Source organism: Streptomyces sp. NBC_00461 (assembly GCF_036013935.1).
Classification (GTDB): Bacteria; Actinomycetota; Actinomycetes; order Streptomycetales; family Streptomycetaceae; genus Streptomyces.
In genome coordinates, this window is sequence record NZ_CP107902.1 from 9,397,306 (window position 1) to 9,421,704 (window position 24,399).

Below are 24,399 nucleotides of genomic sequence, written 5' to 3' on the forward strand. Positions count from 1 at the left end.
CATGTCCAAGCAAGTGATCCACCCCCTGACCGGGCACGTGTACCGGCTCACCGAGGGCGGACTCGTCGAGGTGACCGACCCCAGGACCGGGGCACAGGGCGTCTTCGACTTCCAGGCCCGGTGGCAGTCGGGCGAACTGCGCCACGCCGACCTTCAGATGGCCGGCTGGGTCGGCCGCCTCGCACAGCGGCGCACCCCGCCTCGGCCGGAGGGGTGACGCCGTGTCCCCGGGCACCACCCGCGTGGTCTGTCTGGTACGCCGCCCCGAAAAGGAGCCGGTCCCCAGTGACTTCGCCGTCCAGGAACGCCCCCTGCCACCCCTCGGTGAGGGCCAACTCCTCGTCCGCAACCTCTACATGAGCGTCGACCCGTCCATGCGCGGGCGGCTGGAGAGCACCGAGAAGCACTACACGCACAACTTCACCCCCGGATCACCGCTCGACGGGCGGGCCCTCGGTGTCGTGGAGGAGAGCCGCTGTCCCGGCGTGCAGCCCGGTGCCTACGTCCGCCACCAACTCGGCTGGCGGGAGCGGGCCGTGCTGGACGGGGCGGACACCGACGGAGCGGATCGCATCGACCCTCAACTCGCCCCGCTGTCCACCTGGTTGGGGCTGCTCGGCCAGACCGGATTCACCGCGTACGTGGGCCTGACCCGGATCGCGGCGCTGCGCCCCGGCGACACCGTCTTCGTGTCGGCGGCGGCCGGGGCCGTCGGCACCGCCGCCGGCCAGTTCGCGCGCCTGCTGGGCGCGGACCGAGTCGTCGGCACCGCCGGCGGGACGGACAAGTGCGCCCTGCTGGTCAAGGAGTTCGGCTACGACGCCGCCGCGGACTACCGTGCCGAGCCGGTGCGCGACGCCTTGGCCCGGATGGCACCCGACGGCATCGACGTGTACTTCGACAACGTCGGCGGAGAGCAGCTCGCCGCCGCCCTGCACGCGCTGCGGACCGGTGGCCGGGTCGCCCTGTGCGGCATGATGTCGCAGTTCGGCGGCGCCCGACGGACCGTGGACATCAACCATTTGATCCAGGCGATCCTCAAACGGCTGACGCTGTGCGGTTTCATCGTCCGCGACCACGACGACCTGCGGCCGGAGTTCGAGCAGCGGGTCGCGGGCTGGCTTGCCGAGGGCCGGATCACCACGCGCGAGACGGTCGTGGACGGCCTGGAGAACGCCGCGGGGGCGCTGCTGTCCCTGCTCGGCGGCGGAAACGTCGGCAAGATGCTGGTCCGCCTGGGCGATTCCGGCTGAAACGCCACCCGTTTCAGCGCATGGGGTGTGACGCGGCGACGGTGTGGGCCGTCAGGGAGACCCCGACCCGGGTCAGCCCCGCCGCGGCCGCCCGGAAGTCCTTGATGTGCGCGGTGGAGAAGTGCTCGTCCAGGGCCTGCCGGGAGGTCCAGTGCTCGTACACCCGGATACGCCGCTCGTCGGCGGGATCGGCGGTCATGGCGTAGTCCAGACAGCCGGGTTCCTGCTCGCGGGTATGCCGGCCCAGCTCGACGAGGGCCTTCAACATGGCGGCGCGGTCGGCGGGCTCGTAGTCCATCCAGCCGGCGACGATGATTTCCTCGGCCACGGGATTCCTTTCGCGGTCGTGCCCGCGGACCCGTCGCCCCGGTGCAGGGGAGCGACGGGCCCGCGGTGCTTCAGATGCCGAGCGGCGCCGGGACGCTGTCCACGGTGACGGTGCCCTGGTCACCGTCGACCGTGATCACCATTCCGTCCCGCAGGCGCTGTGTCCCGCCCTCGACGGAGATGACGGCCGGGATGCCCAGTTCGCGGCAGACCACCACGGCGTGGCTGTTGAGCGCGCCCACGTCCACCACGGCCGCTCCGGCGACCAGGAACAGCGGTGTCCAGGCGGCGTCCGTGATCGGTGCGACCAGCACCTCCCCGGGCTCCAGCGCCTCGCACGAGGCCGGGTCGGTGACTACCCGCACGCGGCCCGTGTAGGTGCCGTGGCTGCCGCCGACACCGCCGAGGACATCACCCTCGACGGCCGCCTGCGTCCGCTCCTCGGCGCGCCGCGGCCAGGTGCCGATGTCGGTCTGCGCGTCGTCCGCGACGAAGAACGGCGGTTCCAGGTCGTGCAGGGCGGCGTACTCCTCGAGCCGGCGCGCGATGACGGGGCCGAAGGACTCCGGGGCTGCGACATAGTCGTCGAGCTCGGTGTCCAGCAGCATCATCACGTCCTCGGGCCGGGCGAAGAGCCCCGCCTCGACGCCGCGGCGACCGAGTTCCCGTACGGCCATGCGGATCTCGTTGACGACGGTGACGCAGTTCGCCTTGGTGCGCTCGCGCGCCGGGATCCACACCTGGGAGGCGTGCATGCCGGCGTCGAGCATGGGCCGTGTCTCCTCGGGCAGCACGGCCCGGATCTCCTGCGCCGTCCGCTCGCGCCGTTCGGTCAGCCGTGTCCGGCGGGCGGCGGGGGAGTCGTCGTCGGGACTGTGGCGGATCCGGTCGACCAGGGCCAGTGCCTGGACGGGCGCGGCCTCCCAGGACAGCGCGTGGATGTCCCACTCGTTGGGGCCGCGGTCGCCGGACTCGGCCAGGAACTCCTCGAAGGCGTCGCGGAACGTCTTCACGTCGCCGGTCGCCCCGTCGAGGGCCTGCTCCACGGCGCCCGGACCCCGGTCGAACAGCGCGCTCAGCTCAGCCGAGGCCGCCACCTGCCGTGACAGCGTCCACAGTCCGGTCGAGGGGGAGGCGGAGTCGACGTCGCCGAGACCGCCGATCAGGTCGAGCATGGCGCCGGGACGGTCGACGCTCGCGCACAGCGGGCCGAGGATCGCCGGTCCGACGGACGCGGGCAGCGAGGACTCGACGTGCCGCTGGAAGGTCGTCTCCACCTCGCCCAGCAACGACCGTGCGTACGCCGCCAGTTCGGCCTCGGAAAGCCGCGTCAGGTCGGGCCGGGAGCGGCGCAGGGCGCGCAGACGCTGCCGGTCGGCGTCGGCCTCCGGGAAGCCGCTCTGGCCGAGCATCCGCTGCAGCGTCCCGCCCGCCTTGGCGGTCAGCTCCTCGTCCTGGTCGTCCGGGTGCGCCGCGTACACCGGCGTGTCGGAGCGCTGTCCGACGAAGGCCGCGTCGATCTGGTCCGCCGTCTGGCCCATGCGGATGCCGAACAGCCGCATGTGGGACAGGTTGAGGTAGAAGTGGCCGCCGAACATGCCGACGAACGGCGGTCGGGGGCCGGCCACCTCCTCCTCGCGGTAGATGCCGAACCCGACGAAGCCGCGACGCCAGCCCTGCAGGCCCTGCCCCCATACCAGGGTCCAGCCCAGCGGGCTGGCGGGTTCCGGCAGGGTCTCGCCCGCGTTGGCGCGGGTGTAGTGCGGCAGCCGCTCACTGCGCTGCCAGTCCGTGATCCAGCTCTTCATGACCGAGGTCTCCCGCTGTCCGTACCCGCGCCTACCACTGCGCCGTTCCGCCGTCGACACTGATCAGTGCGCCGGTGATTCCTGCCCCGGCCTCGCTCGCGAGCAGCGAGGCGACCGCCGCGATCTGCTCCACCGTGGTGATCTTCTTGGTCGCGGCGTGCTCGGCGAAGCGGCTCAGCCACTCCTCGTAACTGATGCCCTCGGCCTCGGCAGCGGCCGGCCCCGCCGCACGCATCAGGTCGGTGTCGACGGCGCCGGGGCAGATGGCGTTGCAGGTGATGCCCTGGGTGCCGTACTCGAAGGCGGTCGCCTTGGTGAGCCCGTGGATCGCGTGCTTGTTGGTGATGTAGTGACTGATCCCCGGCTTGTTGGCCTGCTTGCCCTCGACGGAGGAGATGTTGATGATGCGACCCCAGCCGCCTTCCAGCATCTTCGGCAGCGCCCGGCGGGTGCCGTAGAAGTAGCCGTTGACGTTCAGCTTGAGGGCGTCGTGCCACGCCTCGTCGCTGAGTTGGTGGATGGGGGCGAAGCCGGAGCTGCCGCCGACGTTGTTGACCCAGATGTCGAGCCGGCCGAAGCGTTCGGCGGCGAAGTCGGCGAGGCCCTCGATGTCCTCCTGGCTGTTGGCGTCGCAGGGGTGGAAGACAGCCCGGTCCCCGGCGCCCATCTCCTCCAGGGCCTGCTTGCCCTTGATCTCGGAACGGCCGCTGATGACGACCGTGGCGCCGTCGGCCACGAAGGCCTCGGCGATGGCGCGGCCGATGCTGCGCGTGCTGCCCGTGATCACCGCGACACGTCCGTCGAGGCTGCCCGTAGCCACCATGCTGTTCTCCCGCGGGTGTTGTTGGTTCGTCACCTGGTGGCTCTGGCGGCTTGAACGCCGTCTCCCAGGTGCTGGTGGATGATGCGGTGCAAGTGCTGGAGTCCGGGCTCGTTGCGTCCGAAGACGAAGTCGGTCCCGTCGAGGGCCTTGAGACCCTGCTGGACTCCGTAGGTGGTCGCGTAGTCCTCGTCGCGGACCACCTCGTGGAACCACTCGCCGAATTGGTCGGCGGCCTGGCGCTCCTCCTCGGTGACCGCCGGTTCCCGCAGCAGGATGATCTGCTGGGTCACCGACTCGGTGGCCGTCCGCGGCAGCACAAGGGAGACGGCGATCTTCTGGCGCCAGCCGCCGGCGATCGCGAGGCCCGGGAAGAGCCAGTAGATGGGTCCGACGCAGTCGCCGGGATCGCGCTGGTCCGGGGGCAGTTCGGCCGCCTGCGCGATGGGGCGCAGGGCCGGTGCGATGCGCTGGTGGGGGCCCCAGGTGTCGTGGGCCATCATGTTGGAGAGGTTCGTCTCGAACACCGTCTTCGGGTGGAGCGAGGCGAAGTGGTACGTCTCCAGATATCCGTCGAGGGTGACCTTCCAGTTGGGACTGGTCAGCTCGCTGGTGGCGTAGTGGTGGCACTCCGCCAGCCGCATACCCTCGAGGAGCGGCTGCAGATCGCCCAGCCAGGCGTCCAGGTCGGGCTCGGCCGCCGGGTCCAGCGAGACGAAGACGATCCCCGCGCGCTCCCCGGCCGGAAGCCTGACCAGGCTGCGCCCCTCACGCGGAACGTCACCGAAGGTCTTCTCGGCGTAAACACCCCGCAGTTCGCCGGCCAGGTCGTACGACCACGAGTGGTACGGGCAGGTGAGCCGCCTCGACACCCCGCAGCCGGGCTCGAGGAGCTTGGCCCCCCGGTGCCGGCAGGCGTTGATCATCGCGTGTACGGCGCCCTGGCGGTCCCGGGTGATCAGCACGGGGATGCCGAGCACGTCGATCGCCTTGTAGGTGTTCGGACCGGGCAGCTCGCAGGACATGGCGAGCGGCAGCGGGACGCTCCGGTGGACGGCGTCCGTCTCGCGTTGCCAGCGGTCGGCGTCGAGGTAGTTGGCGACGGGTTCCGTCCACTGGCCGTCCGCCTCGTGCGTCGTGTTGGCGCGGTAGTGCGCCATCACGCGCTCGACGAGTTCGGCGGCCTCCCGCCGCATCGTCAGGGATGCGGCGTCGGTGGACCGGTCCTGGCTGATCCACGAGGAGTATGCGGGGGCCGAGGGCGGGTTGCGGTCGGCGTCTGTCTCCCGGATCTCCGGCGAACTGGTCTGGACCACGGTGTCCTCACAATCCTCCCAGCCGCGAGCCGGTGACCGGCTTCGGAATGCGACAGCTGGGTTGTGTCCGAAACTGCAACAGGACTTAGTGTGGTCTGTCAATAGAAAGTGGCGAAGTTGCGGTTCGGCCTCCCGTAGGGGTGGGTGCGATGGTCATGGTCCGACCGTTCGAGGTGGGCCCGGTAGTACGGGACTTGGGGTCGATGGAGCGCTTCTACCGCGACGTGATCGGTTGTCGCTCCGTGCGCCGCTCGCGCGTACCGGTGGCCGTCGGCGGCCCGGCCGGACTGGGCGGCGAGCTGGACGTCGTCTGGCTGCAGGTGCCCTCAGGGGGGTGCGTCAAGCTGATTCTTCCCTCGTCGCCCGCGGTGCCCGCCCTCGTGGCGCATCCGCTGGCCGGACGTGCGGGGCTGTCGTATCTCACCTTCCGTGTTGACGACGTGGACCCCGTGGTGGCCGCACTGGGGGCCGCGGGCGCCAAGCCCCTGTCGGACCCGGTGGTCGTCCGTGCGCACGGTCGGCGGATCACCTTCTGGACGGATCCGGAGGGCACCGCGGTGGAGCTGGTGGACGACCGGGGCGAGGAGTCGGGTCCGAGGCGTAGTAATTAGAGAACCTGTTCAGTAAGGTGCGTGGTGCTGGTTACTGTAGACAGACACTAGAAAGTCCACTTCCGTGGCACACCTCCCTCGGGCGAAGGGGCGGACGATGGCTCAGAAGAAGTCGGCCGATGCGGTCGCGCACCAGGTATCCGCGCAGGTCATCAGGGATCTGCACGAGCGCATGGTGCGCATCCGGCTGTTCGAGACCGAGGCGGGCAAACTCATGGAGGCCGGCAAACTGCCCGGCTTCCTGCACCTGTATGTCGGCCAGGAAGCCGTGGCCGCCGGCGTCATGGCGGCCCTGCGCGACGACGACCAGATCACCTCCACCCACCGGGGCCACGGGCACGCCGTGGCCAAGGGCGTCGGCCTCCGCGAGATGTACGCCGAGCTGTACGGGCGCGTCACCGGCGCCTGCCTCGGCCGCGGCGGCAGCATGCACATCAACGACCTCACCCGCGGCATGCTCGGCGCCAACGGCATCGTCGGGGCGGGCGTCCCGATCGCCGTGGGTGCCGCCTTCGCCGCCCGGTACAAGGGCGAGGACAGCGTCGCCGTGACATTCTTCGGCGACGGCGCCACCAACATCGGCGCCTTCCACGAGGGCGCCAACATGGCAGCGATCCTCGGCCTGCCCGTCGTCTTCGTCTGCGAGAACAACGGCTACGCCGAATTCACGCCACAGTCCGGGCACATGCTGCTCACCGACGTGGCCGACCGGGCCGCCGCCTACGGCATGCCCAGCGTGATCGTCGACGGCATGGACGCGCTCGCCGTCCATCGCGCCGCCGCCGACGCCGTCGAACGGGCCCGGTCGGGCGCGGGCCCGATGATGATCGAGGCCAAGACCTACCGCTTCTTCGACCACCAGGGCGTCAAGGGCCTGCGGCACCCCTACCGGTCGGACGAGGAGGTCGCCGAGTGGAAGGCCCGCGACCCCATCGACCTGCTGGAGACCCGGGCCGTCGCCGACGGCACCGCGACCCGCGCGGAGCTGGACGACGTATGGCAGCGCACCCGCGACGAGATCGCCGAGGCCATCGCGTACGCCGAGACCAGCCCGCTGCCCGACCCCGCCGACCTGCTGCTCAACGTCTACTCGGGATGACTGCCATGACCACCACCACCGAAGCACCGGCCGTAGTCCCGAACGCCACGGCCCGCAAACTGACCTACGTCAAGGCCTTCAACGAGGGACTCGCCCAGGCCATGCGCGAGGACGAGAACGTCTTCGTCGCCGGCGAGGACGTGGCCGGATACGGCGGCGTGTTCCGCATGTTCGACAACCTGCTCGACGAGTTCGGCCCCCGCCGCATGATCGACACCCCGATCTCCGAAGCCGCCCTCGTCGGCCTCGGCGTGGGCGCCGCCGCCCGCGGCCTGCGCCCCGTCGTCGACCTCATGTTCATGGACTTCATCGGCGTCTGCCTCGACCAGATCGTCAACCAGGCAGCCAAGATGAAGTACATGTTCGGCGGCGCGCTGTCCGTGCCGCTCACCATCACCACCGCCTCCGGAGCCGGCCTCGGCGCCGCGGCCCAGCACAGCCAGAGCCTGGAGGCCTGGCTGGCCCACGTGCCCGGCCTCAAGGTCGTCATGCCGTGCGACCCGTACACCGCCAAGGGCCTGACCGTCTCGGCCATCCGGGACGACAACCCGGTCGTCGTCATGCTCAACAAGGTCCTGCTCGGCAGCACCAGCGAGGTGCCCGAGGAGATCTACGGCATCCCGCTGGGCCAGGCGCACACCGCGCGCCAGGGCAGCGACGTCACCGTGATCGCCCTGGGCCGCATGGTGGGCGAGGCCCTCGCGGCGGCCGACGAACTCGCGGCCGAGGGTGTGGAGATCGAGGTGATCGACCCGCGCACCGTGCAGCCCCTGGACACCGAGACGATGTTCGCCTCCGTCCGTCGCACCAACCGGGTGCTCGTGGTGCACGAGGCCGTCACCTTCGGCGGGCTCGGCGCGGAGATCGCCGCCCAGATCCAGGACGCCGCCTTCGACCATCTGGACGCGCCGGTGCTGCGCATCGGCGCCCCCTTTTCGCCCGTCCCCTTCTCCCCGGTCCTGGAGAAGGCCTACGTGCCCGATCGCGCCCGGATCGCCCAGGGCTGCCGGCGTCTCCTCGAAAGGTCGTGACCGACGTGGCGGTCGAGGTTCTGCTGCCGAAGATCGGCCTGACCATGCAGGAAGGCACGATCGACGAATGGCTCGTGCCCACCGGCGCCGCCGTCGCGGAGGGCGACGCCCTGCTGCGGCTGGCCACCGACAAGGTCGACGTGGACGTCGAGGCGGAGGCCGGGGGACTGTTCCACCCGGTGGTCGCGGCCGGCGCCACCGTGCCGGCCGGGGCCCTCATCGGCTGGCTGCTGGCCGAGGGCGAACAGCCACCGGACCTGGCGGGCACGCCCACGCCGGTCGGGTCGGGGACTACTGCGCCCGCCCCCGACGCCGGCGCGGCGCCCTCCGTGAACGGCACGGGTGAGAAGGGCATCGGTGACCGGCTTCTGTCCTCACCGAACGCCCGGAGGGTCGCCGCGGCTGCCGACGTCGACCTCACCGCCGTACGGGGCACCGGTCCAGGCGGACGGATCGTCTCCGAGGACGTGGAGGAGTTCCTCGCGGCCCTCCCCGGCGACCTCGTCACCGCCGTACCGTCGGGCGGCACCCCCGCCTCACCGCTGGTCCGCAAGCTGGCGAAGGAGCGGGGCATCGATCTCTCCGAGGTGAACGGCACCGGTCCCGGCGGCCGGATCCGCAGGGCGGACCTGGAGAGAGTCACTCCGGCACCGGAGCGCCTTCTCGTTCGTCCCAGTGAGGTCATCCCACTCACCGGGATGCGCGGCACCATCGCCCGCAGGATGCACGCCAGCCTCCAGGAGATGGCGCAGCTGACGCACGGCTACGAGGTGCGGATGGACGCCGTGGTGTCCCTGCGGGACCGGCTCAAGGAGGAGTGGACCGACAGCGATCTGCCGGTGCCCAGCATCAACGACTTCCTGCTGAAGGCCGCGGCCCTGGCCCTGCGCGAGCACCCGCTGCTCAACGCGACGGTGCGGGAGGACGGCATCCATCTGCTCGACGAGATCCACCTTGGCTTCGCGGTGGCCGTTCCGGGCGGCCTGATGGTCCCCGTGATCGAGGACGCGGTGGCGCTGCCGCTGCCCGAGGTCGCCCGCCGGTCGAGGTCCCTGGCCCAGGCCGCACGCGAAGGGCGGATCTCGCCCGCGCAGCTGGAAGGGGCCACCTTCACGGTCACCTCGCTCGGCGGATACGGCGTCGACTTCTTCACCCCCGTGATCAACCCCGGCAACGTCGCCATCCTCGGGGTGGGCAGGCTCAGGGACGGTGTCGAGTGGGTGGACGACCGGCCGCTGCGCACGCGGGTGCTCACCCTCAGCCTCACCTTCGACCACCGAGCCGTCGACGGGGCACCCGCCGCCGAATATCTGCGCACCGTAGGTGAGTTGCTGAGCAAGCCCCTTCGCCTGCTGGTGTGATCCGAGGCCTATGCGGTCGGGTCGGCGATCCGCTCCGCGAGGTTGCCGACCTCGCGGACGAAGGAGCGGTGCCCCAGCGACCGGTAGACGTCGTCACCCCGGACCTGCGAGATCGCCGCGGTCTCCAGCAGCGCCAGCAGGCCCAGGCCGGTCACCGCCGCCTCGGCGTCGGAGACCGGCCCGCGGGCCTTGCGGATCAGCCGCACCAGTTCGTCCAGCAGTTCGGTACGGCTCTCCTGGCGCAGCGCCTCCGCGTCCTGGCTCATTCCGGCCGACGACACGAAGAAGACGGTGGCGGCGGACCGGTGTTCGCCCAGCCAGGCCAGCAGCGAGGTGATCGCCGCACCGATGTCCGAGCCGGGTTCGTGGGCCTGAGCGAGCGCCTGCAACTGCTCGCGCAGCGCGGCGGCGAACACCCGCATCCCCTCCGCCAGGACCTGGTCCTTGGAGGAGAAGTGGTAGTACACCGCTGCCGAGGTCATCTCCGCACGCGCGGCGATGTCGGCCACCGTCACCTCGTCCGGCGGCTGGGTGGCGAACAGCTCCGTGGCTGCGTCGATCACCCACTGCTTGCGCGACGGACGATGAGCGGCGCGGGTTCCGGATGTCGTCATGGTGTCAAGTATGCCGGGAGCCCGGTGCTCCGGAGGCGCTTGCGCAGCAGGAATTATGCCGTCGGGCGGGAGTAGTTACTGGATACAATGGTCAGTACGCAGGGCCCACGGACGCGGGTTCACGGCAATCGGCAGGGAGCATGATGGCCACGACGAAGAACGGCAAGCAGCCCGCCCACCGGCCCTCGCGGCGGCAGCACATCATCTCCGCCGCCGTGCGGGTGTTCGGCCGCAACGGATTCGCCGAGACCAGCATCCAGGACATCGCGGACGAGGCACAGGTGGTGCCCACCGCCGTCTACTACCACTTCGACGGCAAAGAGGAGTTGCTCGAACTCGCGATGCGACGGGTCTTCGACCAGCTGAACGCGGTCGTGGAGGCGGCGCGTCCGGAGTCCGAGCCGGGTGACGCGGAGGGCCTGGTCCGCGTCATCGACGCGGTGTGGGACTGGGTGGAGCAGAACCCGGACGAGGCGCGGCTCTACCAGGTCCAGGTCGCTTCCGCCAACGGCAGCGTCAAGGTGCTGCGGGACGAGTTCGAGCAGCGCCACATCCAGCGTGGCTACGACTATCTGCCCGAGGGCACGACTCGCAGCCCCCGGGCGGCGAAGGCCCGGCACGCGGGGCAGGCGCTCGCGGTCCGCACACTGATCAGCACGACCATGCTCGTCACGGCGCTGCGGGCGGAGGGAGGACCGTTGTCCCAGCTGCCCTCCCGGTCCGTGCTGGAGGCGGTCAGGGCGCTGGCCCTGCGCATCGTCGGCGCCGAGGAGAAGCCGGCCCCCTCCCGGCCCTGAGGCGGTTCACCAGGGCAGCGGCCTGCGGTCGGCGAACAGCCCGCCCGTCGTCTCGTCGCCCTCGGGAAGGGTCGCCAGCCAGACCGGGGTGTCCGCCCCCTCCGCCGGACCGCGCGGAGCGGACGGCCCGCCCATGCCGCTGCGGGTCCAGCCGGGGTCGGCGGCGTTGACCAGCACGCCCGTGCCGGAGAGCTCGGCGGCGAGCATACGGGTCAGGGCGTTGAGCGCCGCCTTGGAGATCCGGTACGCGGGGTGCCGGCCGGAGTCCATCAGCGCCAGCGAACCGTAGGAGCTGGTGACGTTCACGACCCGCCCGTAGCCGGCTTCCACCATGCCGGGGACGACGGCCTCCGCCACCCGCCAGGCGCCGGTGAGGTTCGTGTCCAGTGTCGCCCGGAGGATGTCCTCATCGATGTACGGGGGCCGCAGTTCCCGGTCCAGGGACACGCCCGCGTTGTTCACCAGCACGGCGATCCCACCGGTCAGCCCCGTCGCCTCCCGGACCGCTTCCGAGACGCTCTTCGCGGACGTCACGTCCAGGGGCAGCGGCAGTGCCGCCGGGCCGATGACGCGGCATGCCTCCTCGGCGGCCTCGCGTCCTCGCGCCCCGACCAGGACCCGCAGCCCCTGGTCGGCGAGCTGTCGGCACATCTCCAGGCCGATCCCGCGTGCCCCGCCGGTCACCAGCGCTGTTCTCCCGCCGTGCCGCATGCTTCGCCCGCCGCCTCTCACACCGTCAGGACCGAGCACGCGCTGATCCCGGGCGCCCCGTACACATGGGTGAAGCCCACCCGGGGAGCGCCCGGCACCTGCACACCGGGCGCCCGTCCCTGCAACTGCCGTACGACTTCATGGAACTGCCGCAGCCCGGAGGCGCCGACGGGCTCTCCGCCGGCCAGGCAGCCGCCGTCGGTGTTGACCGGTATCCGGCCCGTCGGATCGGTCTCCCCGGCGGACAGCAGTTCCTCCTGCTCGCCGTGGCCGCACAGCCCGGTCTCCGCCAGGTGGATCAGCTCCGAGCCGCTGTCGGTGTCCTGCAACTGGGCGACCTGCACGTCCGCGGGTGCCACCCCTGCCGCGCGGAAGGCCGCCTCCGCGGCGTCGACGCTGGGGCTGTGGTGCGGTCCTGGCGGCAGCCAGGGCGAGAACACCTCGAAAGAACCGAACCGCCTGGTGCGGAAGGCCAACGACGCCAGCCTGACCGGTTGTTCACACAGGTCGAAGGCGCGGTCGCCGCGCGCCAGCACCAGCGCCGCCGCCCCCTGTCCGGGGGAACAGAACATGTACTGGGTGAGCGGGGGACTGACCTCGGCCGAGTCCAGGATCTCCTGCTCCGTCAGCGGCTTGCGCCGCCACGCCAACGGGTGGTCAGAGCCGTTGCGGAAGGCCCGCGCGGCGACCATCGCCAGCGCCCGCTCCGAGATCCCGTGCTCGTACAAGTACCGCTGGGTCTTGAGGGCGAAGAACTGGGTGGTGAGCATCATGCCGGTCTCGGCGTACCAGTCGCCCAGACCGTAGCGGGCCGCGGAGACGTGGAACGCGCCCCGCTCGTGCTTGTCGAACCCGACCGCCAGTCCGAGCGAGGCCTCGCCCGCGCGTAGCGCGTTGGCCAACGCGAGCACGGTGGAGGCACCGGTCGCGCAGCCGTTCTGCACATTGACGAAGGGCACACCGGTCAGGCCCAGCCGGCCCACCAGCGTGTCGGGCTTGCCGGACACGTCCGAGCCGCCGGCCGCGTAGCCGATGTCCTCCCAGGCGACACCGGCGTCGGCCAGCGCCTCGCGTATCGCACGCTCGGCCATGTCCATGCCGGTGACGCTCTCGTCGCGGCCGAAGGGATGCATCCCGCACCCGACCACGTACACGTCGTCGGTCCGGCTCATCGCTCCCCGTCCAGGTCCGGACGGAACGCGAAGGTCACAACCTCGGTGCCGTCCTCGTCCTGGTACGCGGGCACCGTGGTGAGCCGGACCGGCAGACCGATCCCTATCTCCGCGCTGGGAACCGCCAGCAGCGCCTCGACCAGCACGTCACCGAGGTCCACATAGCCCACGTGGTAGGGCCGGTGGCCGCCGGACGGCGGGCGGTACGGCGGCTTCGGCGGAAAGGCCTGGAGCGTCCACGACCACACACGCCCGCTCACCGGCAGCACATGCGCGGACATGGCGCCGTCCGAACACTTGGGGCACGAGTCCTGCCGGGGGAAGACGACGGTGCCGCATCCGGAGCAGCGCGCGCCCGCGAGACGCGGTGGATCCCCTCCGTCGAACAACGCCTCGTCGATGAGTCTGGTGGTCATGCCGTTCCGCCTTCCACGTCACCAGCCCAGCAGCCCGGCCAGCCGTTCCCGATGGTGTGCGGCGCCGCCCAGCAGGACGGCGTCGGACTGGGCGCGCCGGAAGTACAGGTGTGCGTCGTGCTCCCAGGTGAAGCCCATGCCGCCGTGCAGCTGCACGCACTCGGCGGCGACGGACACGAACGCCTCGCCGCACCACGCCTGTGCCACCGCCGCCGCCTCGGCCAGCGCCTCGGGCGAGCCGGCCGCCCGCACCGCGCGCACCACGGCCGACCGTGCGGCCTCGACCTGGAGCAGCATGTCGGCACAGGTGTGCTTGACCGCCTGGAAGCCGCCGATCGCCCTGCCGAACTGGGTACGGTCGCGCACATGGGCCACCGTCATGTCCAACGCGGCCTGCGCTCCGCCCAGTTGCTCGGCGGCCAGAGCCACCAGCGCCACGTCCAGGGCGCGGGAGACGACGTCCGCCCCCTCGCCTCCGGCGGTCAGTGCCCGGGCCCGGGCACCGGAGAAAGTGACCACCGCCTGGCCCCGGCTGAGGTCCATTGTCGGCACCCGGCGCACCGCGACCCCCGGCTCGCGCGGGTCGACGAGATAGAGGTTCACGCCGTCGGCACCGGCCGCGGCCACCACCAGCGTTTCGGCGTCGGCGCCGTCGAGGACGAACGGCGCGGTGCCGTCGAGCAGCGGCACGCTGCCCTGCCAGGAGACGGCCACCGGCACGGCCTCGGACCGCCACGCTCCATCCGGGGCCGCCACCGCCAGGGCGTGCACCGTGCCCTCGGCCAATTCGGCCAGTGCCCTGTCGGCGGTGCCGCAGCCGGCCAGCACCTGGCCGGCCAGCACGGTGGAGGACAGCAGCGGTACCGGCGCCAGTGTCCTGCCCAACTCCTCGCAGATCACGGCGATCTCGGCGAGCCCGCCGATGCCGCCGGCCGGCTCGGGCAGACCGAGGGCCGCGAGGCCGACCTGCCGGCCGAGGGTGTCCCACAACTCGGCGTCGACGCCGGGGAAGTGCTCGGACATGCGACGTACCGCGGCGGTGCCGCCGGCGTCGGCGCACACCGACCGAACGGTCTCGCGCAGGTCGTCCAGTTCGGTCTCCGACAGGGCGGCGCCGTCCGTCACGGTGCTCGTCATCGTGTGCCCCCTCTCTCGTCGCACCGTTCCCGCAGGGCACTGTGCGCGGCCGCCATCCGGGCCACCGGCACGCGGTGCGCGGAACACGAGACGTAGTCGAGGCCCAGGTCGTCGCAGAACGCGATCGACTCCGCGTCACCGCCGTGCTCACCGCACACGCCCAGCTTGATGCCGGGCCGTACGCTCCGCGCCCGCTGCGCCGCCAGGTCGATCAGCGCGCCCACCCCGTGCGGGTCGAGCCGGGCGAACGGGCTGGCGGTCAGGAACCCGCGCTCCTGGTAGTTGGCGAGCACCTGTCGCTCGACGTCGTCCCGCGAGAATCCATAGGTGAGCTGGGTGAGGTCGTTGGTGCCGAAGGAGAAGAACTCGGCGTGCTCGGCGAGTTCGCCGGCCAGCAGCGCGGCCCGCGGCGTCTCGATCATCGTGCCGAGCCGGTACGGGACCTCCACTCCGGTCCGGGCGGCGACCGCGTCGGCGGCGCCGCGCACGTACGCGGCCGCGGCGGCCAGTTCCTCCGGCAGGCTGACGAGCGGGATCATCACCTCCAGCTCCGGGCGGACTCCGGTGGCGGCGACATCGGCCCAGGCGGTGAAGAGCGCCTCGGCCTGCGCCGGGTAGAGGCGCTCGTGCAGCAGCGCCAGCCGCACCCCGCGCAGCCCGAGCATCGGGTTCGCCTCGCGCAGCGCGGCGGCCCGCTGCTCCTCGGCCGCATCCAGGGCCTGTCCGGGGGCGGGCAGGAACTCGTGCAGCGGGGCGTCCAGCAGGCGCACGGTCACCGGGCGGTTTCCGACCGCCGCCAGCAGGGCCCTGAAGTCGTCGTGCTGGGCGTGCTCCAGCGCCAGCAGCGCCTCGCCACGGGCCGTAGGGTCGGCGGCCAGGATCACCCGGCGGATCAGCGGCAGCCGCTCGCCGAGGAACTGGTGCTCCGTACGGCACAGGCCGACACCCTCCGCGCCCAGGGCGACGGCGGTGCTCACCTCCGCGGCCGTGTCGGCGTTGACCCGCACACCCAGCCGGCGCATGCCGTCCGCCCACTCCAGCAGGGTGGACAGTTCGGGCGGCGGTCCGGCGACACTGACGCTCAGCGTCCCCGCGTAGACGGCGCCGGTGCGGCCGTCCAGAGAGACGGGGTCGCCCTCGCGCAGCACCCGGTCCCCGATCCGCACCGTCCCCGCGGCCCGGTCCACGCGCAGCCCCTCGGCGCCGCACACCGCGGGCTTGCCGGCACCCCGCGCCACCACGGCGGCGTGCGAGGCGATACCGCCGCTGCCGGTCAGCACGGCGACGGAGGCCAGCATCCCGGGGACGTCCGCCGGGTTCGTCTCGGCAGCCACGAGCACGACCCGACTGCCGTCCGCGGCCAGTTCGAGGGCACGCTCGCTGGACAGCGCGACCGCTCCGGTCGCCGCCCCCGGGGATGCGGGCAGCCCCCTCACCAGGAGCTCTTCCCTGCCGGTCAGCCGGAGTTGGGGGTGCAGCAGTTCCTGCACCTGCGCGGGCGTGATGCGCCGTACGGCCTCCTCGTGGCCGAGCGCCCCGTCCCGGGCCAGGTCCGTGGCCAGACACACCGACGCCCGAAGCGGCGGGCGCAGTTGCGCCGAGGCGGCGAGCAGGGAGATCTCGTCGTCGCGTACCTCGAAGTCGACGGACACCGGCGCGTGCAGATGACGCTCCAGGGTGAGCAGGGAGTGCTCCAGCAGGGCGGTTCCTCCGGCGAGCCGGTCCAGCGGTTCACCGGTGTGGGGCGGCGGGGCGCTGCGGCGCACCCCACGGAAGAAGGAGCCGTGCGGGGAGAGGCGCCCGGTCTCGGGGTGGCGGCTGACCGCCGTGCCGTGACCCGAGTGGTCCGCCGGGCCGATGCGCAGTGCCTGCACGTGCAGGGCGACGGCGAGATCGGCGGGGAGGCGCTGGGCCCGGCGGGACCTTCTCGCACGCGGCGAGTCCCATCGGCCGAGGAGGGCGCGGGCGGCCAGCGCGAGCTGCTGCGCCGGGTCGTCGGGGAAGGGCCCGGAACCGTGCTGCGCCACCAGCGCCAGCAGTGCTTCGACCTGTTCTCGCGGCTCGGGCGTGTCGAGGAGGGCGTCGTCGAGCACCGCACCCGGGACGTCGAGGGCGTACTCGGCGACCATCCGCACGGTGGCGGCCCACACCTCGTGCAGCGCCTCCGCGCGACCGATGACGGCGCACAGGTCGCCCGCATTGCCGGGCGTCACGCCGAGGCACGCAAGGTCGGGCGGCAGCCCGGCGATCTCGGTCGGAGCGCTCGCCGACAGGCGCAGCAGCAGCGGCCGGGTCGGGTCGCCGATCCGCCGTCCCGAGAGCTGTTCGACCAGATCGACGGCGGATCTCGCGGTGTCGGGTTCGCACAGGGACACGGAGGCGCCGGCGGGCACGGTGAGGCCCGGCACTACCGGCAGCCCGAGGGCCACCAGCCGGTCCATCGCCGCACCGTGCGCGCCCAGTTCGCCGGCGTCGAGGCCCCGGATCCGACCCTGCCCGTAGGGCACCAGGCTCCTGCGGGGAGGCTCGGACGGTGTGCGGGGAGCCTCGGACTGTGCGAGCGGGCCCGCCTCGCGGTCGGTGACGCTCAACCTCGGCTCCTTGTGACCAGCTCTTCTTCGCGGGCCTCGTCCTGGGCCCGGCTGATGCCCAGCACCAGCAGCAGCTCCTGGTGCAACCGCATCCACACGGTGTGGTACGAGTCGCACAGCGGCGAGGCGAGCCACCCGAGCGCGCCTTCGTCGAAGCGGTCGAGGGCTTCCTCAAGGGCCGTCAGGTACCGCCCGCTGCCCGCCAGCACCCGCTCCAGCCTGCGCAGCACGGGCTGGATGGCCTCGTGCACGTCTTCCAGCGACTCGCGCACCTCGGCGTCGTAGCCGCTGTCGGAGTGGTCGTTGGCGGTTCCGTCGGGGCGGCACTGCCAGGCCGTGCACACGTCGCGGATCTTCCGGTTGACCGGCAGGAAGGCTTCGTACGCCGCGGTGATCCGCTCCTCCTGCTCGGATCCGGCGGCAACTCGCAGGATCCGCGAGGCGGCGGCCTTGGCACGCTCGGTCGGCAGCACCACCGGCCCCTTCACCATCGCCAGCCCCGCGTCGACCAGGGGGCGGTGCTCGGACTCGGGCCGGCCGCGCCACATGCCACGCAGAACGAGGTCGACCACGGCTTCGGTGAGGGTCTCGTCGGGAGCGTCCGGAAGGTCCACGGCAGCAGATTGCATCGCCACACCTTTTCCCCGGTTCAGTGGTGACCGGTTCCTCGGTTCTGTGTTGCCCGGAGGTTACGCTCCGGGCGGGGTGTTAGTGAAGAGGGATTCAAGAAACACTTTCGGGTTCCCGGGCCCCGGTCCCGCTGTCGCCCGCCTTCGAGCGGCCCCGGGCGGCGAGGAACGACGCCATGCGGTCCTGTGCCTCCTCGCCGTCCGCCAGCAAGGCGATCAGTCGCGCCTCTTCGGCGAGATGACGGCGCAGCTCTTCACCGGCGCCGGCGCGCAGCAGACCCTTCGCGGCGCGCAGCGCGTCACCGGCGCCGGCGGCCAGACCGGCGGCGGTCCGGTGCGCCGCGTCGTCCAGTTGCTCGTCGTTCACGGACCGGGAGACCAGGCCCAACCGTTCGGCGTCGTCGCCGGTCAGGACCCGGTTGGTGAGGATCAGGTCCGCCGCCAGGCGGGGACCCGCCAGACGCGGCAGGAACCACGAGGCCCCGCAGTCCGGAGTGAGCCCGATCGCCGTGTACGCCAGCCGGAAGCGCGCGGACCGCGCCGCCAGGACGATGTCACCCACCAGGGCGAGACCGATCCCGCCGCCCGCGGCCGCGCCGCGCACGGCGGTCACCACGGGCACCGGCAGGTCGTGCAGAGCCTGTATCGCGGCGTGCGCGGCGGTCGCCACGGCGCGCACATAGGCGCCGGTCTCCGTGCCGCGACCGGCGAATGCGCGCAGGTCACCGCCCACGCAGAAGCTGCCGCCCGCCGCCCGCAGCAGGACCGCACCACCTGGGTCCGCCGCCACCTCGGCGGTCGTGTCCCGCAGTGCCTGCGCGGTCCTGAGGTCCAGGGCGTTGCCCCGCCCGGGATCGTCCAGCCTCACCTCCACGACACCGTCGGGGTGGCGCACGATCCGGACCGGCTCGGCGCTCGCGGGGAGGCTCATGGCTTTCTCCTGTCGTCTTCCCGTCGCCGGGTGCCTCCCGGCAAGATACTAAAGACGCTGTACAGTTTCTAGGACGCGGCGGGCGCCGATGCCCGTACGCCTGTCGGCGGGAGGTCCCGTGCCCATCCAGTTCGATGTAGATCCGCCTGTTGCCCAACTCGCCGCGTCCACCGCCGAGTTCGTACGCGATGTGGTGATCCCGGCCGAGCGCGAGTGCGGCGGGTCCGTGCACGACGCTCCCGAGGCCCTGCGGGAAGCCCTGCAGAAAGGTGCGCGTGAGGCGGGTGTGTTCGCTCCCCATGTGCCGACGCGGTGGGGCGGCCACGGGCTCGACCTGCGCGGGCAGGCGGTGGTGTTCGAAGCCGCGGGCTACTCGCTGCTCGGACCACTGGCGCTGAACTGCGCGGCCCCGGACGAGGGCAACATGCACCTGCTGGAGAAGGTGGCCACCGAAGAGCAGAAGCAGAAGTACCTGCGGCCGCTCGCCGCGGGCGAGACACGATCCTGCTTCGCCATGACCGAACCGGCGCCCGGGGCGGGTGCCGATCCCCGCTCCTTGCGGACCACCGCGACCCGGGTCCCCGGTGGCTGGCGCATCGACGGCCGCAAATGGTTCATCACCGGGGCCGACGGGGCCGGCTTCGCCATCGTCATGGCCCGCACCTCCGGCAGTCCCGGCGACCCGGGTGGCGCCACCATGTTCCTGGTCGACGCCGACACCCCCGGCATGCGCATCGTCCGGACCATCGAGACGCTGGACGAGTCGCTCTTCGCGGGGCACAGCGAGATCGTCTTCGAGGGGTGCGTGGTGGGGGAGGAGCAGGTGCTCGGCGCGGTGGACCGCGGTTTCGACGGCGCCCAGGTCCGGCTCGGTCCCGCCCGGCTGACCCACTGCATGCGCTGGCTGGGAGCCGCGCGCCGCGCCCAGGAGGTGGCACTGGAGAGGGCGGGCAGCCGGACCGCGTTCGGCTCGGTGCTGGGGGACCTCGGCATGGTCCAGCAGATGCTGGCCGACTCCGAGATCGACATCGAGGCGAGCCGCGCGCTGATCCTGCGTACCGCCTGGGAGTTGGACACCGGCTCCGCCGCCGCCGTGCAACTCACCTCCGTGTCGAAGACTTTCGTGGCGGAGGCGGTGAACCGGGTGGTGGACCGGGCGGTGCAGATCTGCGGAGCGCTCGGTATCTCGGCAGCCGACGCCCCGCTGGCCCGTCTGCTCAGGGAGGTGCGGCCGTTCCGGATCTACGACGGCCCTTCGGAGACGCACCGTTTCGCCATTGCGCGCCGCGCGGTGCGGCCCTACCGACAGCCGCGAACCGGTGCCGCCGACGGCTCATGACGGCGTCGCCGTGGGAGGCGTTCCGGGCCCGTCCCGCCCGGGATCCACGGGTCAGGCGATGTCCCGTCGCGCAGCCCGGACGTATATCGCGTGGCTCTGTGCGCCGGACGGGTCGTCGACTGCTCGCGACTACGTAGGCTGTGAAGCCGTGAGTCGGCGCGGTTCGGTGGCGGTGCTGCTCTGGTGCTGACTTTCAGGCTGCCCGGGAGGCAAATCCGCAGGTCCTAGCTCCGATCGGATGAGTCGTCGCACCACTCGATGGTGATGCCGATGAGGCTGGCGGCGACGATGCGCTTGAGGCTGGCGGGGGATGGAGGAGCGGATGATGCTGCGGAGGCCATGTGCGCCACTTCCCCGTGTGCGGTGGGGACGGTACGTGTTCGTACACGGTAGGAATCTGCAGGTCAGAGGCACATGTGGTGGGACTGCATAGTTCGAGGGCGGAGTGTGCGCGTTGTCCCCATGCCAGTGCTTGGACGACCACCCTGGGGGCTGGCGGAACAGGCCCTATCTGTTGCGTAATTCGGGTTGATCGAGCGGGGGAGAGTGCTGACTCCCGTGCTGGTTTGGTCGGCCGGCCGAGCCGGCCAGGGGCTGCGTCGTAAGCGTCAGGGCCTGCACGTCCGGCGTCCAGAACTGCCTGGAAAGGAGTCACGGATATCTCGTGCGGGCGGGCGTGGGCCAATCGCTCCCTCGTGAGGCGCCCTGTCGAGCCGTGGGCGGGGTATTTCAGCCGGGCGGTGCCGACAGATGGATCAGGATGCCGCACACCTCGTCCACGATCTCCCGGGCCTCCGTCTCGTCCCCGCAGTCGCCCAGCTCGCGCGCCGCCCCTCCGATGACGGTGGTCAGTACGCTCACCCGGACCCGGCCGGCGCGTCGCCGCTCGTCCACCTCCAGGAGCCGGGCGTTGCGCCGTACCCACGCGCGGTCCCACTGGCGACGCAGCGCGTCGAAACCCGCCGGGCCGTCGTCCTGCACGAGGAGTCTGCCGAGCCGCCGGTTGTCCCAGGCGCCCTCCAGGTAGGCCCTGGATCCCGCCACGAAGAGGGCGACGGGGTCGTCCACGCCACGGGCGCGCTCGGCGGTCAGCGTGGCCGCGGTCCGGCGCTCCTGCTCCTCCCGGAACTCCTCCCAGAGGGCGAGGTAAAGCCCTCGCTTTCCCCCGTAGTGCTGGAAGAGGCTGCCCACCGGGACGCCGGAGCGTGCCGCGATCTCGGTGAGGCCGGCGTCGGTGTAACCGCGCTCGGCGAACACCCCCAGCGCGGCGTCCAGCAGCGCACGCCGGAACGAGCGGTCCTGACCGGCGTCGCCCTCCGGCGGGCCCATGCCTTGCCCTTCCGGCAGCTGACGCGCCGCCTCGGCCCCGGCGGGCTCCACGATGCCGCTCACTGACGATCCCCGCCTTCTCCGGCCCCGTCGCGGATGGCGAGGGCGACCAACAGTTCCAGGAGGTCGGCGATCCGGCGCGGATTGCGGCCGGTGCGTTCCTCGATCCGGCGCAGCCGGTAGTGCGCCGTGTTGTGGTGCACCCGCAGCCGGTCGGCGGCCAGCCGCAGGTTGAGATCGGCCTCTGCGAAGGTCCGGATGGTGGCGGCCAGCGTGTCGCCGCGTCTACGGTCCTCCTCCAGCAGCACACGCACGCGGGGATCGACCAGCTGGCGGGCGAGGCCGTCGGCCCGCAGCGCCAGGTAGTCGAAGGGGGACAGGCGCGGCAGCGCCGCCACCCCGCCCCCGCTCGGCACCAGGTCGAGGACGGCCCGCGCCTCCGCGTAGGCGCGCGGCAGTTCGGACGCGCCCAGTGCGACCGTGCTGATGCCCATGGAGAGCATGGTTCCCTCCCGCGCGAGCCGCCGCTGCACGGCCTCGAAGTGGGCGCATATGTCCTCCGCGTTCATGCCGGCCCGGACCACGGGCACGGCCACCACCTCGCCGTGCCGCACGACGACCAGGGTTCTGCCGGCCCAGGGCCCGGCGATGCTGATCGACGCGCTGGTGGCGTACCCGCTCTCGGCCGAGGTGAGGTCCCCGGTGCGGGTGTCGTCGACGCACACCGCCACGACGGCCATCATCGGCGAGCGCGGTCCGATGCCGTACGCCTGCGCCGCGGCGGACAGCGGACCGCGCGTCGGCGCCATGCCGGCCAGGAGCTGGTCCAGCAGGTCCCGGCGCTCCCGGTCCGCGTCCGCCACCACGTGCTGCTGGTACTCGACGTATGCCTGCGCGGCATGGGTGCTGGCGTAGTCGACGTACCGCATCAGCGGTGTGACGAGGGACAAAGCGGCCTGCTGGGCCTCGGCGGACGTGCCCGCGCAGTCCAGTAGCGCGTCCCACAGCACCTGCCTTCCGACTCGGAAGGCACTGATCCAGTCCTCCAGGGCGAACCCCGCGCGGGCTCTGCGCATCGCCGCCCCGCGGCTGAACACGAGGTCTTCGGGGGCGATGTCCCGGTCGCCGGCCAGCGCCGCCAACTGCATCCGGTAGTGCTCGAGCACCTGATCCCGTACGTCGTGGAAGAACCGCTCGTCCTGCAGCGCGTACGACGGGATCTCCGCGCGCATCACCTCGACGGCGGTCTCCGCCACCTCCTCGATCCGGTCGTGGACGGCGTGCAGGATCCGCCGGCGCTCGCGGCGGAGCGGTTCGGAGAGTCTGGGGATGCCCAGGGCGGGACCGCGCGGCATGGCGCCGATGGTCGCCGCCCGACTCGTGCTCCGTCAACAGGCTCGGGGTGAGACATCTGCGGGAACCTGTGCGCCGCGCACAGGTAGCCGACCGAGAAGTTGGGTGCTCACACCCAATGTGCGCCCCGAACACCCCCACCTACTGTGACGCTCGCCCACCCCCCAGCACGTCGGAAAGGGCGTCACTCATGCTCGCGGTCGACGGTATCAGCGTGCGTTTCGGCGGGATCACGGCTCTGGACGGCGTCGGGTTCACCGTCGAGCCGGGCACCGCCGTAGGGCTCATCGGGCCCAATGGAGCCGGCAAGACCACCTTGTTCAACTGCCTCACCAGGCGCTGCACCCCCGATGCGGGATCGGTGCGGTTCGAGGGTGAGGACCTGCTCGCCCTTCCGCCGCACGCCGTGGCCGGGCGCGGCATCGCCCGCACCTTCCAGAACCTCGGCCTGTTCCCGCGGCTCACGGTTCGGGAGAACGTCATGGTCGGCGCCCACAGCCGGGGGCGCGCCGGACACCTCGCCGCGGCGCTCCGGCTGCCCCGCGTACGGCGAGAGGAGAGGGAACTATGTGACCAGGCGGATGACCTGCTACGGCGCCTCGGCCTGGCGGACATCGCAGACCACCCCGCCTCCGGGCTGCCGTTCGGCACGCTCAAACGCGTCGAACTCGCCAGGGCCCTCGCGGTACGGCCGCGGCTGCTGTTGCTCGACGAACCCGTCAACGGGCTCAGCCACGGCGAGGTCGACCAATTCGCGGATCTGGTCCGGTCGGTGCGCCAGGACTTCGACCTCACCCTCGTGGTGGTCGAACACCACATGGGCTTCGTGATGGGCCTGTGCGACAAGGTGGTCTGTCTCGACTTCGGCCGCAAGATCGCCGAGGGCTCGTCCGAGGAGATCCAGCGCGACGCGGCGGTCATCGAGGCCTACCTGGGGGTGCCCGCATGAGCGAGCCCACCACCGATCCCACCGAGTTCGCGCAGAGCGTGGAGCCGGACTTCCTGAAGGTCACCGACCTGCACGCCGGGTACGGCCAGGCCCGTGTGCTCCAGGGCCTCGACTTCTCCGTCGCCCGCGGCGAGGTGTGCGCGATCCTCGGGCCCAACGGCGCGGGCAAGACCACGACGCTGCGGGCACTGTGCGGCATGGTCCGCGGCCGAGGCTCGATCACCTTGAACGGTACGGAGCTGCTGGGCCGCTCGCCCGAGCAGGCCGCCCGGCTCGGCGTGGCGCATGTGCCCGAGGGCCGGGGCACGTTCAACGAGCTGAGCGTCGAGGAGAACCTGCGCATCGGCGCCCACCTGCGCACCGGTCTCCTGCGTGGCCGTGCCGAGCGCGCGGCCGTCGCGGACGACCTGGAACGGATCTACGGCTACTTCCCCAAACTGCGCCAGCGGTCGGGTCAGGCCGCAGGCAGCCTCAGCGGCGGGGAGCAGCAGATGCTCGCCATCGGCAGGGCGCTGATGCTGCGGCCCTCGCTGCTGCTCCTGGACGAGCCGTCCCTGGGGCTCGCGCCGCTGGTCACCCGCGAGCTGTTCGAGATCGTCCGTGCCGTCAACGAGGAGGAACGCACCACCGTGGTCGTCGTCGAGCAGAACGCCCAGCTCGCGCTGGACATCGCGCACCGGGCGCACGTACTGGAGGCCGGCCGCCTGGTGCTGTCCGGACCGGCTCAGCAGATCCGCGAGGACGGACAGGTCGCCGAGGTGTACCTCGGTGTCTCCGTCAGCGCCCGGAAGACCGGGTGAGCGCC

Annotated in this window: 24 protein-coding genes; 10 read left to right on the forward strand and 14 right to left on the reverse strand. The window is 71.8% G+C overall.

Annotated features, from left to right (window positions below):
- Window position 1 precedes the first annotated feature (1 nt).
- A complete protein-coding gene (locus tag OG870_RS43455) occupies window positions 2-217 on the forward strand; it encodes a transposase (RefSeq protein WP_266526229.1) in 216 nt (71 codons plus the stop codon).
- Window positions 218-221: 4 nt separating this feature from the next.
- The gene (locus OG870_RS43460) at window positions 222-1,253 is read left to right on the forward strand and encodes an NADP-dependent oxidoreductase (RefSeq protein WP_266587347.1); all 1,032 of its coding nucleotides are present in this window, start codon (window positions 222-224) and stop codon (window positions 1,251-1,253) included.
- 13 nt (window positions 1,254-1,266) lie between these two features.
- Here the strand turns inward: OG870_RS43460 and OG870_RS43465 are convergent, their stop codons facing one another.
- From OG870_RS43465 to OG870_RS43480, 4 genes are all read right to left on the reverse strand, one after another.
- A complete protein-coding gene (locus OG870_RS43465; RefSeq protein ID WP_266587349.1) occupies window positions 1,267-1,581 on the reverse strand; it encodes a putative quinol monooxygenase in 315 nt (104 codons plus the stop codon).
- Between the two features lie 70 nt (window positions 1,582-1,651).
- The gene (locus tag OG870_RS43470; protein ID WP_266526222.1) at window positions 1,652-3,388 is read right to left on the reverse strand and encodes a PEP-utilizing enzyme; all 1,737 of its coding nucleotides are present in this window, start codon (window positions 3,386-3,388) and stop codon (window positions 1,652-1,654) included.
- A 31-nt stretch (window positions 3,389-3,419) separates the two neighbouring features.
- Window positions 3,420-4,211, reverse strand: coding sequence for an SDR family NAD(P)-dependent oxidoreductase (locus OG870_RS43475; protein WP_266587351.1), 792 nt, complete (start codon window positions 4,209-4,211; stop codon window positions 3,420-3,422).
- A gap of 29 nt (window positions 4,212-4,240) precedes the next feature.
- Window positions 4,241-5,524, reverse strand: a complete 1,284-nt coding sequence (locus tag OG870_RS43480) for an aromatic ring-hydroxylating oxygenase subunit alpha (RefSeq protein WP_266587353.1) — start codon at window positions 5,522-5,524, stop codon at window positions 4,241-4,243.
- Window positions 5,525-5,679: 155 nt separating this feature from the next.
- On the opposite strand from OG870_RS43480, the gene OG870_RS43485 reads away from it, so the two are divergent.
- From OG870_RS43485 to OG870_RS43500, 4 genes are all read left to right on the forward strand, one after another.
- Window positions 5,680-6,135 (forward strand): VOC family protein, encoded by a 456-nt coding sequence (locus tag OG870_RS43485; protein WP_266587355.1) that lies wholly within the window; start codon window positions 5,680-5,682, stop codon window positions 6,133-6,135.
- Window positions 6,136-6,232: 97 nt separating this feature from the next.
- The gene (locus tag OG870_RS43490) at window positions 6,233-7,234 is read left to right on the forward strand and encodes a thiamine pyrophosphate-dependent dehydrogenase E1 component subunit alpha (protein ID WP_266526215.1); all 1,002 of its coding nucleotides are present in this window, start codon (window positions 6,233-6,235) and stop codon (window positions 7,232-7,234) included.
- Between the two features lie 5 nt (window positions 7,235-7,239).
- Window positions 7,240-8,265 (forward strand): alpha-ketoacid dehydrogenase subunit beta, encoded by a 1,026-nt coding sequence (locus OG870_RS43495; RefSeq protein WP_266587357.1) that lies wholly within the window; start codon window positions 7,240-7,242, stop codon window positions 8,263-8,265.
- A 5-nt stretch (window positions 8,266-8,270) separates the two neighbouring features.
- On the forward strand, window positions 8,271-9,626 hold the full coding sequence (locus tag OG870_RS43500) for a 2-oxo acid dehydrogenase subunit E2 (protein WP_266587359.1): 1,356 nt from the start codon (window positions 8,271-8,273) through the stop codon (window positions 9,624-9,626).
- An 8-nt stretch (window positions 9,627-9,634) separates the two neighbouring features.
- Here the strand turns inward: OG870_RS43500 and OG870_RS43505 are convergent, their stop codons facing one another.
- Complete coding sequence (locus OG870_RS43505) at window positions 9,635-10,240, reverse strand: TetR/AcrR family transcriptional regulator (RefSeq protein ID WP_327692095.1); 606 nt, start codon at window positions 10,238-10,240, stop codon at window positions 9,635-9,637.
- A gap of 140 nt (window positions 10,241-10,380) precedes the next feature.
- Here OG870_RS43505 and OG870_RS43510 point away from each other — a divergent pair, with 140 nt between their 5' ends.
- Window positions 10,381-11,037: a TetR/AcrR family transcriptional regulator gene (locus OG870_RS43510; protein WP_327692096.1), complete on the forward strand. Its 657-nt coding sequence runs from the start codon at window positions 10,381-10,383 to the stop codon at window positions 11,035-11,037.
- Between the two features lie 6 nt (window positions 11,038-11,043).
- On the opposite strand, the gene OG870_RS43515 is transcribed toward OG870_RS43510, so the two are convergent.
- The 7 genes from OG870_RS43515 to OG870_RS43545 form a co-directional block, all read right to left on the reverse strand.
- Complete coding sequence (locus OG870_RS43515; protein WP_266587365.1) at window positions 11,044-11,721, reverse strand: SDR family NAD(P)-dependent oxidoreductase; 678 nt, start codon at window positions 11,719-11,721, stop codon at window positions 11,044-11,046.
- Between the two features lie 44 nt (window positions 11,722-11,765).
- Window positions 11,766-12,920 carry a thiolase family protein gene (locus OG870_RS43520; RefSeq protein WP_266587367.1) on the reverse strand — a complete coding sequence of 385 codons (1,155 nt, stop codon included), beginning with the start codon at window positions 12,918-12,920 and terminating at the stop codon, window positions 11,766-11,768.
- The gene (locus tag OG870_RS43525) at window positions 12,917-13,336 is read right to left on the reverse strand and encodes a Zn-ribbon domain-containing OB-fold protein (RefSeq protein ID WP_266587369.1); all 420 of its coding nucleotides are present in this window, start codon (window positions 13,334-13,336) and stop codon (window positions 12,917-12,919) included. Before OG870_RS43525 ends, OG870_RS43520 begins: the two co-directional genes overlap by 4 nt.
- A gap of 18 nt (window positions 13,337-13,354) precedes the next feature.
- Entirely contained in the window at window positions 13,355-14,473 is a 1,119-nt protein-coding gene (locus OG870_RS43530; protein WP_266587371.1) for an acyl-CoA dehydrogenase family protein, read from the reverse strand.
- Window positions 14,470-17,064 (reverse strand): putative PEP-binding protein, encoded by a 2,595-nt coding sequence (locus tag OG870_RS43535; protein ID WP_266587373.1) that lies wholly within the window; start codon window positions 17,062-17,064, stop codon window positions 14,470-14,472. The genes OG870_RS43530 and OG870_RS43535 overlap by 4 nt, the downstream gene beginning before the upstream one ends.
- Window positions 17,061-17,693 (reverse strand): hypothetical protein, encoded by a 633-nt coding sequence (locus OG870_RS43540; RefSeq protein ID WP_266587375.1) that lies wholly within the window; start codon window positions 17,691-17,693, stop codon window positions 17,061-17,063. The genes OG870_RS43535 and OG870_RS43540 overlap by 4 nt, the downstream gene beginning before the upstream one ends.
- Before the next feature lie 94 nt (window positions 17,694-17,787).
- Window positions 17,788-18,624, reverse strand: coding sequence for an enoyl-CoA hydratase/isomerase family protein (locus tag OG870_RS43545; protein WP_266587377.1), 837 nt, complete (start codon window positions 18,622-18,624; stop codon window positions 17,788-17,790).
- A gap of 118 nt (window positions 18,625-18,742) precedes the next feature.
- Between OG870_RS43545 and OG870_RS43550 the strand changes: the two genes are divergently transcribed.
- Window positions 18,743-19,963, forward strand: a complete 1,221-nt coding sequence (locus tag OG870_RS43550) for an acyl-CoA dehydrogenase family protein (protein ID WP_266587379.1) — start codon at window positions 18,743-18,745, stop codon at window positions 19,961-19,963.
- Between the two features lie 729 nt (window positions 19,964-20,692).
- Here the strand turns inward: OG870_RS43550 and OG870_RS43555 are convergent.
- Window positions 20,693-21,355 carry a TetR/AcrR family transcriptional regulator gene (locus tag OG870_RS43555; RefSeq protein ID WP_266526189.1) on the reverse strand — a complete coding sequence of 221 codons (663 nt, stop codon included), beginning with the start codon at window positions 21,353-21,355 and terminating at the stop codon, window positions 20,693-20,695.
- Window positions 21,352-22,647, reverse strand: a complete 1,296-nt coding sequence (locus OG870_RS43560) for a PucR family transcriptional regulator (RefSeq protein ID WP_266587381.1) — start codon at window positions 22,645-22,647, stop codon at window positions 21,352-21,354. The genes OG870_RS43555 and OG870_RS43560 overlap by 4 nt, the downstream gene beginning before the upstream one ends.
- Before the next feature lie 188 nt (window positions 22,648-22,835).
- Here OG870_RS43560 and OG870_RS43565 point away from each other — a divergent pair, with 188 nt between their 5' ends.
- Together OG870_RS43565 and OG870_RS43570 are read left to right on the forward strand one after the other, a co-directional pair.
- Window positions 22,836-23,594, forward strand: a complete 759-nt coding sequence (locus OG870_RS43565) for an ABC transporter ATP-binding protein (protein ID WP_266587383.1) — start codon at window positions 22,836-22,838, stop codon at window positions 23,592-23,594.
- Window positions 23,591-24,394 carry an ABC transporter ATP-binding protein gene (locus OG870_RS43570; RefSeq protein ID WP_266526183.1) on the forward strand — a complete coding sequence of 268 codons (804 nt, stop codon included), beginning with the start codon at window positions 23,591-23,593 and terminating at the stop codon, window positions 24,392-24,394. Before OG870_RS43565 ends, OG870_RS43570 begins: the two co-directional genes overlap by 4 nt.
- Window positions 24,395-24,399 lie beyond the last annotated feature (5 nt).

Excerpts from the sequence above, each read along its gene's own strand:
- OG870_RS43455 (WP_266526229.1), top strand. The coding sequence starts at position 2 with ATGTCCAAGCAAGTGATCCACCCCCTGACCGGGCACGTGTACCGGCTC.
- OG870_RS43470 (WP_266526222.1), bottom strand. The coding sequence starts at position 3,388 with ATGAAGAGCTGGATCACGGACTGGCAGCGCAGTGAGCGGCTGCCGCAC.
- OG870_RS43475 (WP_266587351.1), bottom strand. The coding sequence starts at position 4,211 with ATGGTGGCTACGGGCAGCCTCGACGGACGTGTCGCGGTGATCACGGGC.
- OG870_RS43485 (WP_266587355.1), top strand. The coding sequence starts at position 5,680 with ATGGTCCGACCGTTCGAGGTGGGCCCGGTAGTACGGGACTTGGGGTCG.
- OG870_RS43490 (WP_266526215.1), top strand. The coding sequence starts at position 6,233 with ATGGCTCAGAAGAAGTCGGCCGATGCGGTCGCGCACCAGGTATCCGCG.
- OG870_RS43495 (WP_266587357.1), top strand. The coding sequence starts at position 7,240 with ATGACCACCACCACCGAAGCACCGGCCGTAGTCCCGAACGCCACGGCC.
- OG870_RS43505 (WP_327692095.1), bottom strand. The coding sequence starts at position 10,240 with ATGACGACATCCGGAACCCGCGCCGCTCATCGTCCGTCGCGCAAGCAG.
- OG870_RS43510 (WP_327692096.1), top strand. The coding sequence starts at position 10,381 with ATGATGGCCACGACGAAGAACGGCAAGCAGCCCGCCCACCGGCCCTCG.
- OG870_RS43520 (WP_266587367.1), bottom strand. The coding sequence starts at position 12,920 with ATGAGCCGGACCGACGACGTGTACGTGGTCGGGTGCGGGATGCATCCC.
- OG870_RS43525 (WP_266587369.1), bottom strand. The coding sequence starts at position 13,336 with ATGACCACCAGACTCATCGACGAGGCGTTGTTCGACGGAGGGGATCCA.
- OG870_RS43530 (WP_266587371.1), bottom strand. The coding sequence starts at position 14,473 with ATGACGAGCACCGTGACGGACGGCGCCGCCCTGTCGGAGACCGAACTG.
- OG870_RS43540 (WP_266587375.1), bottom strand. The coding sequence starts at position 17,693 with ATGCAATCTGCTGCCGTGGACCTTCCGGACGCTCCCGACGAGACCCTC.
- OG870_RS43545 (WP_266587377.1), bottom strand. The coding sequence starts at position 18,624 with ATGAGCCTCCCCGCGAGCGCCGAGCCGGTCCGGATCGTGCGCCACCCC.
- OG870_RS43560 (WP_266587381.1), bottom strand. The coding sequence starts at position 22,647 with ATGCCGCGCGGTCCCGCCCTGGGCATCCCCAGACTCTCCGAACCGCTC.
- OG870_RS43565 (WP_266587383.1), top strand. The coding sequence starts at position 22,836 with ATGCTCGCGGTCGACGGTATCAGCGTGCGTTTCGGCGGGATCACGGCT.
- OG870_RS43570 (WP_266526183.1), top strand. The coding sequence starts at position 23,591 with ATGAGCGAGCCCACCACCGATCCCACCGAGTTCGCGCAGAGCGTGGAG.